Here is a 16,836-nt window from a genome sequence, read left to right as displayed (position 1 = left end):
TCTTTAGTTCAAGAAATATACATTAGGACTAGCCCTTTCAAGGTGGGTAAAAATTTTGGTCAATAAATTTCTCTTTAAGCTCTATGCTCTGTGTCTCTCTGGTTAAAAAAATACTTTTAAACCGCAGAGGCACAGAGAACGCTGAGAAAAGATCAGAGATTTTATGAGTCACATTGAAAAGGCTAAGATTAATATTTAAGTCTTGACAAAAAGTAAAGAATATGGTTAATTTTTTGGTTAAAGATTAACATAATTGCTGTGAAATATTCAGAGCAATTTAATAAAAAAAACTGCCAGAAAATCTATCTGCTAAAAGACTCATTTTAATAATTTGTTTTCTTCGATACATATTTCGGTCTATTGGTTTAGTGCGTAAATTTTAGAGATAACAATTTTTATTAAGAGTAAATCTTGGATATTTTTGCCAAACCCAAAATCTCATAATCTTTGTTTACACATTAAACTCGCAACTCAAGGTTAAAAACATGACTCTATCGATCGCACATTTAGGGCCTCCCGGCACTTACACAGAACAAGCATCTGTTCTTTATCTCAACTGGTTGACTAAAAGTATGGGAGTTGAAGCTACGTTATGTCCCTATCCCACCATCCCACAATCACTGCGTGCCGTTGCTGATGGTAAAGCTCACTTAGCTGTTGTGCCAGTAGAAAATTCTATTGAAGGGAGTGTTACCACAACACTGGATACATTGTGGCAGTTAGACAGTTTGCAAATTCAGTTAGCTTTAGTATTACCGATTGTTCATACCTTAATTTCTTGTGCGTCTAGCTTAGATAAGATTAAAACTGTTTACTCTCACCCGCAAGCTTTGGCACAATGTCAGGGATGGTTAGAGCGGTTTCTGCCGACTGTACAGATTATTATCAGCAATTCTACAACCGAAGCACTACAGCGATTAGAGCAAGAAACAACAACAGCTGCGATCGCTTCTAGTAGAGCCGCTCAACTCTATAACCTACCCATACTTGCCATTGGTATTAACGACTATCCAGAAAACTGTACTCGTTTTTGGGTCGTAAGTCAGGGTGAGGCGATCGCTGGATACCAAACATCAACTACACCTACCAGTCATACATCGCTGGCTTTTAGTATGCCTGCTAACACACCCGGAGCATTAGTCAAACCTTTGCAAATCTTTGCTCAACTAGGAATTAACCTTAGCCGAATCGAATCTCGTCCGACGAAGCGATCGCTAGGCGAATATTTATTTTTCATGGATTTAGAAGCAGATGTCAATGAAGCACAAATGCAATCTGCTTTAGCAGAATTAACTATCCACACAGAGATTTTAAAAATTCTTGGCGCTTACAATGTTTTACCTATCAGCGCTTCGACCTCAGAATTTAGGAGTTAAGAATTATCAGTTATCAGTTAGGAAATATAAATTATTTTTTGTTACTTCTTTCTCACTCACACTCCTAACTCTTAAACTCCTAATTCCTCACTTTTCATTAAACGTGTCTTTGAGAACAGAGCGAGCTGCTAAGTGATTACGAGTAGAAGTTAAAATTTCTGATTCCCGTTCTAAACGAGTTGCAGTATCTTGCATTTCTAGCAATAATTGCTGCTCTGCGGCGACACCGTAAAGATTACTAGCAACCCAATAAGATAGCTCTGTTGGTAGATCGGGCAAATCTTCTGGCAGTTCGATATTTTGTTCAGTTAATTTACCTGATAGACGCACAACATCTCGCAGTAGTTGTTCTACATCAGTTGACAAAGGATGCAAATCTTTAGTTGGTGCTTGGTCTTCAATCCACTCAACTAAGCCAACACGGTATGGTTTTTCACGAACATACTCTAATACACGAAATCTTTGCTGCCCTAAAGCCAACATCTTGATCCGATCGTCTGGCAGCCTTTGGTGATGAACGATTTCCGCACAGCAACCAGTGTTTGCAATTGTACCTTTGACTGGATCGAACATCAAAACACCGAATCTGCGATCGCTCTCCAAAATCGTGTTCATCATGATTCGGTAGCGAAATTCAAAGATGTGTAGAGGCAATGGTCTAGTAGGAAACAGAACTACTTCGGGTAACGGGAACAGAGGTAGTTCACGAACTGCAATTTTAGAAGATGATGTCATTGTTACCTTGGTATAAACTTAATCTTAAAAATAGTTTTTCTCTGCTTTTCCCGTACTTTGTCTACATTCTATCATTTGTTTCCTAGCTAAATAAAAGCCCTGAGACATATTTCTCAGGGCTATCTAAATAGTTATACTAATGTCCTTTGTCAGTTATCCTGTGTTTATTTACAAATGACCAATAACTAATAACTAATTAAAGCTTGACTTCGATATCTACACCCGATGGTAGATCCAATTTCATCAGAGCATCTATAGTCTTAGAAGAAGGCTGGTAAATGTCAATAATCCGGCGATGAGTACGGGTTTCAAAGTGTTCCCGTGAATCTTTATCTACGTGAGGCGATCGCAGCACACAATAGATCCGGCGTTTTGTGGGTAAAGGAATTGGGCCTATGGCTGTAGCGTTGGTGCGGTTAGCTGTGTCTACAATCTTCTCGCAAGATGTATCTAATAAGCGTCGGTCAAAGGCTTGTAAGCGAATTCTAATTTTTTGCTGCTGTAGAGTTGCCATCTTTAATTTTCCAGGTTCTGCGTAATTAGGGGATTATTTACAGGTTAAAGATTACAGGGTAAAGGTTACAGAAAACTATTACCTGTCCCCTGCAACCTATTACCTTATTTATAGAGGGAAGAGAAAGGAGCAGAGATGAATTATACCATCTCTGCTCCTTTGTTATGAGCGAAAAGGTGCTATTTGATAATTTTGGAGACGACACCAGCACCGATGGTACGTCCACCTTCGCGGATAGCGAAGCGCATTCCTTGTTCAATAGCGATCGCGTTGATCAATTCTACTGTCATCTTGATGCGATCGCCTGGCATCACCATTTCTACTTCTTTGCCATCATCAGAGGTGTAGGCTTTGATAGTACCAGTTACATCGGTTGTCCGTACATAGAACTGGGGACGGTAGCCGGCGAAAAATGGAGTCTTACGACCACCTTCTTTTTCTGTTAGGACGTACACTTCACCTTCAAATTGAGTGTGAGGTGTAATTGAACCTGGTTTGGCTATCACCATACCGCGCTCGATATCTTCTTTCTTGAGACCACGCAGTAGTACACCCGCGTTATCTCCAGCCAGACCTTCGTCGAGGCTCTTCTTGAACATCTCAATCCCGGTGACGGCGGTAGTCCGAGTGTCTTTGAGACCAATTAGCTCGACAGTATCGCCAACCTTAACTTTCCCGCGTTCAATCCGTCCAGTAGCCACAGTACCCCGACCTGTGATGGTGAACACGTCTTCTACTGCCATCAAGAAGGGCTTATCAACATCCCGCTCAGGAGTGGGGATGAAAGAATCCACAGCATCCATCAAGTCGTAGATTTTGTCTACCCAAGGATTTTCACCTTTTTTAGTCTTAGGATTCTTGGTCATTGCTTCGAGAGCTTGTAGACCAGAGCCTTTGACAATGGGGATATCATCGCCAGGGAAGTCATAGCTGCTTAACAGTTCTCTGAGTTCTAGTTCTACTAGTTCCAAGAGTTCTGGGTCATCCATCAAGTCTTCTTTGTTCAAGAATACAACCAGACTGGGAACGCCCACCTGTTTTGCTAACAGAATGTGTTCGCGGGTTTGGGGCATAGGGCCATCGGTTGCAGCCACTACGAGGATGCCTCCATCCATCTGAGCCGCGCCAGTGATCATGTTCTTCACATAGTCAGCGTGGCCTGGACAGTCTACGTGAGCATAGTGCCGATTTGCGGTTTCATACTCAACGTGAGCGGTATTGATGGTAATACCCCGTGCTTTTTCTTCTGGCGCGTTATCGATTTGGTCGTAGCCTTTAGCTGTAGCTTGACCAAGAGCCGCCAAGGTCATAGTGATGGCTGCTGTTAACGTGGTTTTACCGTGGTCAACGTGGCCAATAGTACCGATATTGAGGTGGGGTTTATTCCTTTCAAACTTTGCGCGTGCCATGAATACTCATTTCCTTATTTTAACTAAGCGTTCCCTTTGCTTTTTGCAATGATAGTTTCAGCTACGCTCCGAGGCACCTCTTCGTAGTGGCTGAACTCCATTGTGAAGGTACCCCGACCTTGCGTTTTTGACCGGATATCAGTGGCGTAGCCAAACATACTCGCCAGTGGAACTTTTGATGTTACCTTAGCAAGTCCCTTTTCGGTGCTTTGGCTTTCAATCTGCCCTCGGCGGGTGTTGAGGTCGCCAATGACGTTACCCATATAGTCTTCAGGAACTTCAACCTCAACTTTCATCATAGGCTCTAAGATGACAGGTGAAGCTTTCAGCACAGCCTCTTTCATCGCCATTGAACCAGCGATTTTGAAAGCCATTTCTGAAGAGTCTACATCGTGGTATGACCCATCAATTAGCGTCACTTTAACGTCAATCAACGGATATCCAGCTAGAACACCGGATTCGCAGCTTTCTTTCATTCCTTGTTCTGCTGGGCCAACGTACTCTTTAGGTACTGTACCGCCAGCAATTTTGGAGACGAATTCAAAGCCAGTACCGGGTTCTCCAGGCTCCAAATTGATCACAACGTGACCGTATTGACCTTTACCACCACTCTGGCGGATGAATTTGCCGTCAACTTTATTCACAGCTTTCCGAATTGTTTCTCGGTAAGCTACTTGCGGCGCACCTACATTCGCTTCCACCTTGAATTCTCGTAACATCCGGTCTACTAGAATTTCTAGGTGTAGCTCTCCCATGCCGGCGATCACGGTTTGGTTTGTTTCGGGATCGACGCGGACGCGGAAGGTGGGGTCTTCTTCTGAGAGAGATTGCAGAGCTTTGGACAACTTGTCCATGTCATTCTTGGTTTTGGGTTCAACCGCTACCGAGATCACAGGCTCAGGAATGAACAGGGATTCCAGAATTACTGGCGATCCATCATCACAGAGGGTATCACCTGTCAAGGTGTCTTTCAATCCCAGAGCTGCTCCCAAATCACCCGCTCGCAGTTCATCGACATCTTGCCGATCGTCTGCTTTCATGAGAACTAAGCGGGAAATCCGTTCTTTTTTATTCTTACTAGCGTTGAGAACGTAGCTGCCCTTTTTCAGGACACCAGAATAAACGCGAACAAATGTTAGGCGACCGTAAGGGTCAGCCATAATCTTGAATGCCAGAGCCGCTAAGGGTTCGTTGTCATCAGCTCGGCGCTCAACAGTATCGCCATTGGGCAGTAAGCCTTGAATGGGTGGCACTTCACTTGGCGCAGGCAGGTAATCGATAACGGCATCCAGCATCAACTGCACGCCTTTGTTTTTGAATGCTGAACCGCAAAGTACTGGTACAATCGTCCCCGCAATTGTGCCTTTACGAATGGCAGTCCGAATTTCCTGTTCTGTAAGTTCTTCGCCCTCGAAGTACTTAGCCATCAGAGCATCGTCGGTTTCTGCTGCGGCTTCTATGAGCTTGGTGCGGAATTCGTCTACTTGCGCTTGCAATTCTTCCGGTATATCAGTTTCCTGGATATCAGTACCTTGGTCGTTGGCGTAAATGTACGCCCGTTGCCCTACTAGGTCAACGATCCCTTGGAAGTCGTTTTCACTACCAATTGGTAGTTGAATGGCGATCGCATTCGCCCGTAGGCGATCGCGAATTTGCTCGTGAACTTTATAAAAGTTCGCTCCGGTGCGATCCATTTTGTTGACAAAGGCGATCCGAGGTACTTTGTAGCGCTCTGCTTGTCGCCACACTGTCTCAGACTGCGGTTGCACGCCGCCCACAGAACAAAATACTGCGATTACGCCATCCAACACGCGCATGGAACGCTCAACTTCAATTGTGAAGTCTACGTGACCCGGAGTATCGATAATGTTAATTTGATGATCTTTCCAGCTGGTACTGATAGCAGCCGCAGTAATGGTAATTCCCCGCTCCCGCTCTTGCTCCATCCAGTCTGTGACGGCAGTTCCTTCATGAACTTCGCCAATTTTATGAATTATCCCAGAGTAAAATAATATTCTCTCTGTTGTTGTTGTTTTGCCCGCATCTATATGCGCCGCAATACCAATGTTGCGTACTTTGTCTAGCGGGATCGTGCGTGCCACAGCTACCTCCTATAGTTTTTGCCTCATGATATCTTGTATATTACTCTTTGTTAAGATTCTATACTTTTACGGAAAACCGTCTGCTTTTTGTAAATCCACGATATACCACTTCGGCAAGGCGATATATCGCTTTTCTACTTAATAACGATAGTGAGCAAATGCTTTGTTAGCTTCTGCCATCCGGTGCGTTTCTTCGCGTTTCCGAATCGCATTGCCAGTTTCGTTAGCAGCATCCATTAACTCATTTGCCAATTTACTTGCCATTGTCCGGCCTGGTCTAGACCGGGAATATTGCACTAACCAACGCAGTGCTAGGGTAGTACCCCGTTCTGTACGCACTTCCATTGGTACTTGGTAAGTTGCTCCACCTACTCGCCGAGCTTTTACTTCTACTAAAGGTGTGGCATTTCGCACTGCTCTTTCAAAGGTTTCTAAAGCACCGTTACCAGTGCGTTCCTCTATAGTTTTCAATGCTTCATAAACAATTCGGGCGGCAAGTGATTTTTTGCCATGACGCATGATCCGCCTGATAATCATGCTCACAAGGCGACTGTTATATACAGAGTCAGACGGGACTGGGCGCCTTTGAATAACACCACGACGAGACATACTTCACCTTTAATTCGGAATTTGGCAACGAAATTATATGCTATCAGACACCGGAAACTAAAAGCTGTGGAACCCAACCCTCAGACTTTTTCAATTTTGTTTTTGACTGTTACAGCAGGGCTGACCTATTTACTGCCAATTTTGGATTAGAGTTTTTGGTAGACGTTCCGACCACAAGGATTGGAAAAAATCAAAAGTCTGTAAGTCTCATCCCCTTGTGGGTTCGACCAATCCAAAATTGCAAATCTAAAATCTAAAATTCATTGACTTGCTACCTGCAACTAAATACTCACGGTGGCAAGATTCTAAACCTTAATGTTCAGACGAGAATTATGCCGTGGGTTACAGCGTTCTCCTCAGAACTTCTACACTTGCTCGCTTAGTGTAGGTGTAGCTTGCTTGATTTTTTTAAACAGACTTGAGCAGCTTTCATAACTGCTCTTAGAACACAGACCCTGATAGTTTTTTGTCCTTGAGCGTTTTTAAGGTAAACGATTAATCGTGTTGGGTGCGATTAATCGCCTAATCCTATTTTTTCGCTGCTGCTTTTGGACGCTTGGTTCCATACTTGGAACGCCCTTGTTTACGGTCTTTGACTCCGGCTGTATCTAAGGTGCCACGAATAATGTGGTATCTCACGCCTGGTAGATCCTTAACCCGACCGCCACGAATCATCACAACTGAATGTTCTTGTAAATTGTGACCAATTCCTGGAATGTAAGCTGTGACTTCAAATCCAGAGGTAAGTCTGACTCTTGCTACTTTCCGTAGAGCGGAGTTAGGCTTCTTTGGTGTGGTCGTGTATACTCTGGTACAAACTCCCCGACGTTGAGGGCATTGTTTCAGAGCCGGTGACTTGGTTTTCTGACGCGCTTGTTCGCGCTCAGTGCGTATTAGCTGCTGTATTGTTGGCATGAGTTACAGCGCGTAAAGCTGCTTATATGTCTAAGTTTTAACAAATCCTGATTATATCGTTTTTTAGTGTTTTATGTCAATTGTAATTTTTCCTTATTTATTAGCAAACGAGCGCTAATTAAGGACTATTGATTAGTTGTAAAGAAGGAATTCCCACAGCCACAGGTTGCGATCGCCTGGGGATTGTGGAAGCGAAAACCACCACCCATTAAGTCTTCGGAATAATCTACCCTCAAACCGTTGAGGTAATTTAAGCTTGTAGCATCTATGACTACTTTCATCTCATCCAAGTCGAAAACTTGGTCGCCAACTTTTATTGCTTCATCGAAGGACATGTCATAAAAAAAACCGGAACAACCACCTGGTTTTACTGCCAATCGAAACAACACATTTGGCTGCTGCTTGGACTTTATTCGCCCAATTTCATTTGCGGCTGCTTGACTCAGATGAATCATGGAAATCGTTTTTTGCAATTGAATACCCCATCTTCATTTTACAGATAGATGGGTTAACTCTTGCTTGTCAAAAATTCCAAATTACCAAAGCCATGAACGCGATCGCTATTACTACATTTATAGCACAACACGATTAAGTCCCGACCTTAACTAGGTAGGGACTTCTGGGGTGCGGTGGTTCGCAAAGACGGTTTACACAAAAATGTATTCAGTTTTTAGATTAGAGGTTTAATCCTTAGTACGGGCATAGTCATCTTGGTAGCGGATAATGTCATCTTCTCCTAAATATTCGCCATTTTGCACTTCAATTAATACCAAGGGAATCACGCCAGGATTTTCTAAACGGTGAGATGTACACTGGGGTACATAAGTTGACTCATTATTGCTCAGTAGTACTTCTTGCTCGCCACAAGTTACCCTAGCTGTACCAGAGACGACAATCCAATGTTCGCTGCGGTGGTGGTGCATTTGTAAACTCAGGCGGTGTCCGGGCTTAACTTCAATGCGCTTGATTTTGTATCCGCGCCCTTCTTCTAAGACTGTAAAAGCACCCCAAGGACGTAACTCAGTTGCAGCAATGCCTCTGGAAGTGATATTTGAAGGTAGGTGTAGAGTCTCAGTCTGTGTAGTTTCTTGATATCTAGCCATAGTTACCTCATTTGAAGACATAAACAAACCGTTAGTACTCTTAACTATTGATAAAAAATCTGGCGCTATCTTGCAACGTTGGAAATCAGCAATTCTGTCGCACCTTGATAAACATAGCAAAATCAAACGTGATGGTGTAAATCATCACTACTAAAACTCTTGTATCTACACCAAGTCTTCATCAAGCAAAATGATAGCTTGTTCTAAACTTTAAAAACAGATTGGGCATTAGGCATTGTGAAAGAAACTTCTTAAATAATTCACCCTTGTCCCCCTCATCTCTCTGATTATCGTGGTTTGAGGAAAATACCAATTCCATTATGAACACGAGCAGCAGTACTAGGAGAGCGGTTGAGTAGTTGCCCTCCTAAGTAAAGGCTGGTAGAACTACCGCCGTCCAAATTTAAGGCATCTACACAGCCCATCTGTTGCATTAGTTGGGCATGTTCGGCTAATGTAGGCCCATAACCGCCGGCACGATTATGTACAGCAGCTATCATCAGTGTGCCTGTTGCAGTTGTACAAATGCCGCTACGAATAGCCTTTTCTGCAATAAAGGCATTGCTGAATTTTTCGGCTTTGGCATCGAGAACAATTTGGCGATTTTGGATTAATAGCGGGCCGGCTCCGATAATGTGGGGATAACGACTAAAATCAGTGGGAGTAGTACTACTGGAAATACTTACTGTGCTGCCAATAGGTAACTGTGAGGCAGCACTCGCAGCGTTAGCACGTAAAGTTAGTAGGTAGCCATCTTGGGGAATGGGAACGGCCGTCCCACCAACTTTGCCACCTGGGAACTGTTGAGTAATTTGGTCTTTCTGTACCACTAGGATAATTTCGTTATCCGTTAAGGGTGTGTAAGTTGCTCCCCAAGCTGGGGTGTAACGGGCAATGCCACTCTGGACGTAGCCACTATTAAGAAACAGAATTGGTAAGCGCTGGTTATTTGCAGTTATTAAACTTTCTTCTAAGGTGAGACGACCGAAGTAAAATTGGCCTGAATCATTCCAAGCGATCGCACCTCGGTTAAGAATAGGGCCTGATAACCACTGATTATCCCGGCGAATCGCACCTAATGGTAATTTGTTATTGCGGTTAAAATAACCACCGTTAATTCCAGCTACTGCTAAGTAACGTTGGGCTGTTTGAATTAAGGGAGCAGTACCCGCAAGTCCATTAGGGCTAGCCCACATAGGCTTCAGCGTTAGCCCAAATTTGCGGGGATTAACTTCTAACCAGACTACTGGAAAGCGTTGAGTGCCTAATTCGACATAATTTTGTCGCCAGCGCAATCCCGGAGTCCAAGTAATATCTCGTTCTTCCAGAGGATCGTGTCGAATATCGATAATGAGGCGATTGGGGTTAGCTACAGTGCTAACTTGAGGCGATAGACCAAAGGGAACGCTCAGGCTAATAATCGTTTGGTTTTTCACCACCTCCACTTTTTGAATCAATGGATCAGGGGCTGGTGGTATTGGTTGTGTTGGTGCAACGGGTAATAATTGTTTGAGTAAATTTGGCAGTAATGCTGGTGGTGCTGCTGGTGGCTGGGGGGTATAGCGTTCTATCAAAACAGGATCGGCTATTCCATCCAGGGTAATTGTCCACTCTCGATTTGGCGGTGTGGTGGGTTTGAGAGTTGGCGTGTCTAGATCGGAAGATGGAATTTGCGGTTTTGCGATCGCTGATCCTTGTGCTACTTGCCAAGGAGTTGGACGATCTAAATCCACAAGAATCCGAGCCTGTTGTAAAGAATTAACACTCGCGTCTGAAAGTTGCTGACTCTGAACAATATTTGTGACTTGTGCTTTTGGGGTAGCAATCACCAAGGTGTTACCATTGGTTCGGATTTCCCATCCAGATGTTTGAGCAAAATTGCTAATATCAAGGTAGCGATATGCTCCTAGTAGCCTGGTAGATAAAACCAGTGGCTTTGTCATCGATGAAAACCACTGTATTGGTTGCTTCGCTGAATTACTAGTGTTTAAGAAATTTACTCCTATTAGTTGTCTGAATGCCCCATCGCTGAGATGAGTTGTCACCCGACCAGATTTTCCAGGTTGCTGCAACCAAGTTCCTGGTAAAGTACGACCATTAAGGGAAATTTGATTACCAGAAGATGCTACCCCTGTTAAAGGTGATACAGGTTGGGAAATCAGTATTTCTTTGCTGTTTTTCGGTGACTCCTGGGCGTTGGTAGCACAGGTACTCGTTAAGCACAGTACTGTTAAAAGTATTGGTGAGACAGTAGCCCGGAAAAATTTGCGTTCGGCGTTGGCGGAGCCATCGCTAATCCTTAATTGGCAACAACTCGGCATTTTTACCATAATTTACAAGTTACTTTTGAAAACTATCACCCCAAGGTATAAACTAACTAATTATTTGGAAATGTAAAGATTACATGACTTGATTTCTTAAAAATTATGTTAATCTATATACTGCCTAGTTATATCTTTTAGAGATAAACAAATTTAGACATTAAATTCAGTGTAAGCAAGTGTTTTAACTGGCACTAATTCTAACCAGACTATACACGGTAGTATTGGTTATCAAAAGTAGATTAAGATATTCGATCCTGACTGAATGTTGCTATTTCAGTGAGGTGTGGTTAATAGTAATATATGTGTCAACTGGTAAGCAGAAAAACTCCAGACAACAACAATATTTGGGAATTGTCAAATGGGTATATACTGTAATACGCTGATTTTATTGCCGGATCGGGATGAGTTCGGCTTTAAAAGATAGGACAGCTTTCAGTTTTGTTTTAGGTGAGCCGAAATAAGCTCTGTGAGAAGCTACCGTGCATCTGGAAAAAGGGAATTGATAAAATACTTAGCTTCACAATATAAAAAAGAAACTGTCAGGGCAAAAATCATGTCTTGGCAGATGTAAATTGTTTAATACCGCATAAATACATAAACAAGACGCAACTATTTTAACACGGGGGAACTAAGAAAGTAAAACCGAAGTTAAAATTTTTTTTCCCTAAATTTCGGTGCTTGTATATTATTTCTCCATCGCGGAATTTATAAATTTTTTTCCGTAAGTAGTGGCAAAATTGGTAACTCAATACTTCAGGAACAGGGTATGAATAATCAGCCGATGAATCAAGACCAGAAAATCACAGCGAATATAAACTCAAGAGATACCTATCAGGGGCAAAAGTGGTTAGTAGAAGAACGAGATGCCTGTGGTGTAGGTTTTATTGCTCATCGTGAGAATCATACCAGCCACGAAATTGTCGAAAAAGCCTTAGCTGCTTTAACCTGCTTAGAACACCGGGGAGGTTGTAGCGCCGATCGAGACTCTGGTGATGGTGCTGGAGTCTTGACAGCTATCCCTTGGGATTTGTTCCAACAAGACTTTGCCGAAAGGGGGAGGGAATTTCCATCCATCAATAATATGGCTGTGGGGATGATATTTCTACCACAAGACCAGGAAGCAGCACAAAAAGCTAGGATAGCAGTTGAGCAAGTAGCAACTGAAGAAAAATTGATTGTAGTGGGCTGGCGAGTAGTACCAGTGCAATCTGATTTACTGGGTGTACAAGCAAGAGAAAATCAACCCCAGATTGAACAAGTTTTGTTAGCTTCTGTTGACAAAAGTGGCGATGAATTAGAACGACAGTTGTATATTACCCGCCGCCGAATTAGTAAAGTTGCAACCAATATCTCAGAAGAATTTTATATCTGCTCTTTGTCAAATCGCACAATTGTTTACAAAGGCATGGTGCGTTCTGCCGTATTGGGAGAATTTTATCAAGATTTAAAAAATCCGGTTTACAAAAGCGCCTTTGCAGTGTACCACCGCCGCTTTAGTACAAACACGATGCCCAAATGGCCTCTAGCTCAACCGATGCGGCTTTTGGGTCACAACGGCGAAATTAATACCTTGTTGGGTAACATCAACTGGATGATGGCACGAGAAGCTAGCCTGAATCATCCTGTATGGGGCGATCGCATCAAGGAACTGAAACCTTTAGTTCATATTGATAACAGCGACTCCGCAACCCTAGACAACGTACTGGAATTACTGGTGTGTTCTGGACGCAGCCCCTTGGAAGCTTTAATGATTATGGTTCCAGAGGCTTACCAAAATCAACCTTCTTTAAATGACTCTCCAGAAATTGTTGATTTCTACGAATATTACAGTGGTCTGCAAGAAGCGTGGGATGGGCCAGCACTTTTAGTATTCAGCGATGGCAAAAAAGTTGGTGCAACACTAGATCGTAATGGTTTAAGACCAGCTCGCTACATAATCACCAAAGATGACTACATTGTTGTCGCTTCCGAAGCTGGTGTAGTGAACTTTCCAGAAGCTGATATTGTCGAAAAAGGTAGACTTGGCCCAGGACAAATGATTGCCGTGGATTTAGTCAACCATGAAGTGCTAAAGAATTGGGAGATTAAGCAGCGCATTGCCAAGCAGCACCCTTATGGAGAATGGCTGCAACAGTACCGTCAAGAACTCAAAGAACTTATCAGTGTTAAGTCGTCAGATGGTAATGGAAATAGACACCTAGCTGCTGAAAATGGTAACAGCCATATTACAGACAAAATTGACAAGCAAATCTTACTTCAACTGCAAACTGCCTTTGGCTACACCACAGAAGATGTAGAAATGGTGATTCACCAAATGGCGATCGCAGGTTCAGAGCCGACTTTCTGCATGGGGGATGATATTCCTTTAGCAGTGCTGTCACAAAAGCCCCACCTGCTTTATGACTATTTCAAACAGCGCTTTGCTCAGGTGACTAACCCGGCGATCGATCCCCTACGGGAAAAGCTAGTGATGTCTCTGAAAGTCGAACTGGGTGAACGGGGTAACTTATTAGAACCCAAGCCAGAATATGCTCGGAGATTGAAACTGGAATCGCCAGTGTTAACGGATGGTGAATTAGAGGCAATTAAGCTGTCAGGATTTGCTACAGCTGAGTTGTCAACCTTATTTGCGATCGCCACTGGTACTGAAGGATTAAAAGCCGCAGTCCAATCTTTACAAGCACAAGCAGCTGAATCAGTCAGGGCAGGTGCAAAGATTTTAATTTTAAGCGACCAGATCCCCCCAACCCACGCCAGTTGTTTCAAGTCGGCAGAGCCGCCCAACGCACTGGCTCCCCTTAATAAGGGGGGCAACGAAGGGATCGGTACAGAAAATACATATATTCCTCCCTTGTTAGCAGTGGGTGCTGTACATCATCACCTGATTCGGGAAGGGTTGCGGATGAAAACATCCCTGATTGTCAATACTGCCCAATGCTGGAGTACTCATCACTTTGCTTGTCTGATTGGCTATGGTGCTGGCGCAGTTTGCCCATATATGGCTTTGGATACAGTTCGTGATTGGTGCGTTGATCCCAAAACCCAAAGGTTAATGGAGGTGAACAAACTTCCAACCCTCAACGTAGAACAAGCTTTAGGAAACTATCGCAAAGCAGTAGAGTCAGGTTTGCTGAAAATTCTCTCCAAGATGGGAATTTCTCTGCTTTCCAGCTATCAAGCAGCCCAAATCTTTGAAGCTATTGGTCTCGGTGGAGATTTAATCGAACTCGGATTTCGTGGTACGACTTCCCGCATCGGTGGTTTAAGTGTTAGCGAACTCGCTGATGAAGTGCTTTCCTTCCACGTCAAAGCTTTCCCAGAACTGACGACCAAAAAGTTAGAAAACCTGGGCTTTGTGCAGTACCGTCCTGGCGGCGAGTACCACATGAATAGCCCCGAAATGGTTAAGGCGCTGCATAAGGCTCTAGATGGCAAAAACTACGACCATTACGAAGTTTACAAAAAGCATCTCCAAGGCAGACCGGTAACGGCATTGCGAGACTTGCTAGACTTCCAAGGCGATCGCACTTCAATTCCTCTAGAAGAAGTAGAATCGGTAGCTGATATTGTCAAACGTTTCTGCACCGGTGGCATGTCTTTAGGCGCTTTGTCAAGAGAAGCCCATGAAACTTTAGCGATCGCCATGAATCGCATCGGCGGTAAATCTAACTCTGGGGAAGGCGGCGAAGACCCAGTGCGCTATAAAGTTTTAGATGATGTAGACGAGTCTGGTCACTCGCCAACCCTACCCCATCTAAAAGGATTGCGGAATGGGGATAAAGCCTATAGTGCCATTAAACAAGTTGCTTCAGGACGCTTTGGTGTCACGCCAGAGTACCTAGTGAACGCCAAACAAATTGAAATCAAAATTGCCCAAGGTGCCAAGCCTGGAGAAGGTGGACAACTGCCAGGACCCAAGGTGAGCCAATACATTGCGATGTTAAGGCGCTCGAAGCCAGGTGTAACGCTGATTTCACCACCACCGCACCACGATATCTATTCTATTGAAGACCTAGCGCAACTGATTTTTGATTTGCATCAAATTAATCCCAAAGCAAAGGTATCGGTGAAGCTAGTTTCAGAAGTTGGCATTGGCACGATCGCGGCTGGTGTGGCCAAGGCAAACGCTGATATTATCCAAATTTCTGGACATGATGGTGGTACAGGTGCATCTCCGCTTAGTTCGATTAAACACGCTGGTTCTCCGTGGGAATTAGGTTTAAGCGAAGTGCATCGGGTTTTGATGGAAAATAGTTTGCGCGATCGCGTGATTTTACGTGTAGATGGCGGACTAAAAAGTGGCTGGGATGTGGTAATAGGTGCATTGATGGGCGGTGAAGAATTCGGCTTTGGTTCCATTGCCATGATTGCCGAAGGGTGTGTCATGGCGCGAGTTTGCCATAAGAATACCTGCCCTGTGGGTGTTGCTACTCAGCAAGAAGAACTCCGCAAACGGTTTACAGGAATACCGGAAAAGGTTGTCAACTTCTTCTACTTCATCGCCGAAGAAGTGCGGAGTTTGTTAGCACGACTTGGTTACCGTTCATTGTCAGAAATCATTGGGCGTGCAGATTTGTTGAAATTGCGCGAGGAGGCAAAACTTACCAAAACGCGATCGCTAAATCTGGATTGTCTACTTCAGCTACCAGATAGTAGAGACAACCGTAGCTGGTTAGTACATGAAGAAGTCCATAGCAACGGCGTGGTTTTAGATGACAAGTTCCTTGCCGATCCCGATATTCAGACTGCCATTAGGGATCAATCCACTGTCACCAAGACTTATCCCATTGTTAATACTGACAGAACAGTGGGTACAAGATTAGCGGGTGCGATCGCTTCTCAATACGGTGATAGTGACTTTGAGGGGCAAATTAATCTCAACTTCACAGGTAGCGTAGGGCAAAGCTTTGGTGCATTCAACCTTCCCGGCATAATTCTGACTCTGGAAGGAGAGGCAAACGACTACGTAGGTAAAGGGATGCATGGTGGTGAAATCATCATTAAACCTCCAACTGATGCTACATATAACGCATCACAAAACGTCATAGTTGGCAATACCTGCCTTTATGGTGCGACTGGTGGCGTGTTATTTGCCAACGGTCTAGCCGGAGAACGCTTTGCTGTGAGAAACTCCAAAGGCATCGCAGTGATTGAAGGTGCTGGAGATCACTGCTGCGAATACATGACTGGTGGTGCGATCGTCGTCCTCGGCAAAGTAGGACGCAACGTTGCTGCTGGCATGACTGGTGGACTCGCATACTTCTTAGATGAAGATGACTCATTTCGTGAGTTAGTCAACCCGGAAATTGTCAAAATCCAACGGGTAATTACTGAAGCAGGTGCGAAACAACTGCAAGAATTAATCCAAACTCATGCAGAACGCACTGGTTCACCAAAGGCGAAGAAAATTCTGCAAAACTGGCAAGAATTTTTACCGAAATTCTGGCAGTTGGTTCCACCTTCTGAAGCTGATAGTCCCGAAGCTAATCCTGAAAAAAAAACTGAGTTCAGTTTAGTGACTAGTCATTAGACATCGGAATAAAACCTTGGTAGGCACAATTTATAAATTGTATCTACCAAGGTTTTACGGCAACCTATGCTTGATAATTTTAATTAAAAATACTCCTGTAATAGCTCCGTGGAACATTCCAAAGAATAATCTAAAAACGAATACTTCTACAACAAAAAAACAGAAAAAGGCTACATTTATAGTTTAGGAATTTATGAACGCCAGCGAAATACCTTATTA

11 protein-coding genes are annotated in these 16,836 nt (G+C 43.7%); 2 read left to right on the top strand and 9 right to left on the bottom strand.

The window, feature by feature from the left end; translation table 11 throughout:
- The first annotated feature begins 485 nt into the window (after positions 1 to 485).
- Positions 486 to 1,376 carry a prephenate dehydratase gene (gene pheA / locus V7K38_RS26425; protein WP_334862196.1) on the top strand — a complete coding sequence of 297 codons (891 nt, stop codon included), beginning with the start codon at positions 486 to 488 and terminating at the stop codon, positions 1,374 to 1,376.
- Positions 1,377 to 1,463: 87 nt separating this feature from the next.
- On the opposite strand, the gene V7K38_RS26420 is transcribed toward pheA, so the two are convergent.
- The 9 genes from V7K38_RS26420 to V7K38_RS26380 form a co-directional block, all read right to left on the bottom strand.
- On the bottom strand, positions 1,464 to 2,111 hold the full coding sequence (locus tag V7K38_RS26420; protein ID WP_334862194.1) for an LON peptidase substrate-binding domain-containing protein: 648 nt from the start codon (positions 2,109 to 2,111) through the stop codon (positions 1,464 to 1,466).
- A 196-nt stretch (positions 2,112 to 2,307) separates the two neighbouring features.
- Positions 2,308 to 2,625: a 30S ribosomal protein S10 gene (gene rpsJ / locus V7K38_RS26415; RefSeq protein ID WP_008232935.1), complete on the bottom strand. Its 318-nt coding sequence runs from the start codon at positions 2,623 to 2,625 to the stop codon at positions 2,308 to 2,310.
- Positions 2,626 to 2,804: 179 nt separating this feature from the next.
- Entirely contained in the window at positions 2,805 to 4,034 is a 1,230-nt protein-coding gene (tuf, locus tag V7K38_RS26410; RefSeq protein ID WP_334862192.1) for an elongation factor Tu, read from the bottom strand.
- A gap of 23 nt (positions 4,035 to 4,057) precedes the next feature.
- The gene (gene fusA, locus V7K38_RS26405; RefSeq protein ID WP_334862190.1) at positions 4,058 to 6,136 is read right to left on the bottom strand and encodes an elongation factor G; all 2,079 of its coding nucleotides are present in this window, start codon (positions 6,134 to 6,136) and stop codon (positions 4,058 to 4,060) included.
- 138 nt (positions 6,137 to 6,274) lie between these two features.
- Positions 6,275 to 6,745, bottom strand: a complete 471-nt coding sequence (gene rpsG, locus V7K38_RS26400; protein ID WP_094331156.1) for a 30S ribosomal protein S7 — start codon at positions 6,743 to 6,745, stop codon at positions 6,275 to 6,277.
- 528 nt (positions 6,746 to 7,273) lie between these two features.
- Positions 7,274 to 7,660, bottom strand: coding sequence for a 30S ribosomal protein S12 (gene rpsL / locus V7K38_RS26395; protein ID WP_094331155.1), 387 nt, complete (start codon positions 7,658 to 7,660; stop codon positions 7,274 to 7,276).
- Positions 7,661 to 7,785: 125 nt separating this feature from the next.
- Entirely contained in the window at positions 7,786 to 8,115 is a 330-nt protein-coding gene (locus tag V7K38_RS26390) for a HesB/IscA family protein (protein ID WP_334862232.1), read from the bottom strand.
- Positions 8,116 to 8,343: 228 nt separating this feature from the next.
- Entirely contained in the window at positions 8,344 to 8,763 is a 420-nt protein-coding gene (locus V7K38_RS26385) for a cupin domain-containing protein (protein ID WP_334862188.1), read from the bottom strand.
- Positions 8,764 to 9,050: 287 nt separating this feature from the next.
- Positions 9,051 to 11,093 (bottom strand): phosphodiester glycosidase family protein, encoded by a 2,043-nt coding sequence (locus V7K38_RS26380; protein WP_334862186.1) that lies wholly within the window; start codon positions 11,091 to 11,093, stop codon positions 9,051 to 9,053.
- A 760-nt stretch (positions 11,094 to 11,853) separates the two neighbouring features.
- On the opposite strand from V7K38_RS26380, the gene gltB reads away from it, so the two are divergent.
- Positions 11,854 to 16,617: a glutamate synthase large subunit gene (gene gltB / locus V7K38_RS26375; protein ID WP_334862184.1), complete on the top strand. Its 4,764-nt coding sequence runs from the start codon at positions 11,854 to 11,856 to the stop codon at positions 16,615 to 16,617.
- Positions 16,618 to 16,836: the final 219 nt, after the last annotated feature.

Source organism: Nostoc sp., assembly GCF_036917465.1.
Classification (GTDB): domain Bacteria; phylum Cyanobacteriota; class Cyanobacteriia; order Cyanobacteriales; family Nostocaceae; genus Nostoc.
Note: the sequence above shows the minus strand (reverse complement) of the source record. Positions and strands in the feature narration are given on the sequence as shown.

Excerpts from the sequence above, each read along its gene's own strand:
- pheA (WP_334862196.1), top strand. The coding sequence starts at position 486 with ATGACTCTATCGATCGCACATTTAGGGCCTCCCGGCACTTACACAGAA.
- V7K38_RS26420 (WP_334862194.1), bottom strand. The coding sequence starts at position 2,111 with ATGACATCATCTTCTAAAATTGCAGTTCGTGAACTACCTCTGTTCCCG.
- rpsJ (WP_008232935.1), bottom strand. The coding sequence starts at position 2,625 with ATGGCAACTCTACAGCAGCAAAAAATTAGAATTCGCTTACAAGCCTTT.
- tuf (WP_334862192.1), bottom strand. The coding sequence starts at position 4,034 with ATGGCACGCGCAAAGTTTGAAAGGAATAAACCCCACCTCAATATCGGT.
- rpsG (WP_094331156.1), bottom strand. The coding sequence starts at position 6,745 with ATGTCTCGTCGTGGTGTTATTCAAAGGCGCCCAGTCCCGTCTGACTCT.
- rpsL (WP_094331155.1), bottom strand. The coding sequence starts at position 7,660 with ATGCCAACAATACAGCAGCTAATACGCACTGAGCGCGAACAAGCGCGT.
- V7K38_RS26390 (WP_334862232.1), bottom strand. The coding sequence starts at position 8,115 with ATGATTCATCTGAGTCAAGCAGCCGCAAATGAAATTGGGCGAATAAAG.
- V7K38_RS26385 (WP_334862188.1), bottom strand. The coding sequence starts at position 8,763 with ATGGCTAGATATCAAGAAACTACACAGACTGAGACTCTACACCTACCT.
- V7K38_RS26380 (WP_334862186.1), bottom strand. The coding sequence starts at position 11,093 with ATGGTAAAAATGCCGAGTTGTTGCCAATTAAGGATTAGCGATGGCTCC.
- gltB (WP_334862184.1), top strand. The coding sequence starts at position 11,854 with ATGAATAATCAGCCGATGAATCAAGACCAGAAAATCACAGCGAATATA.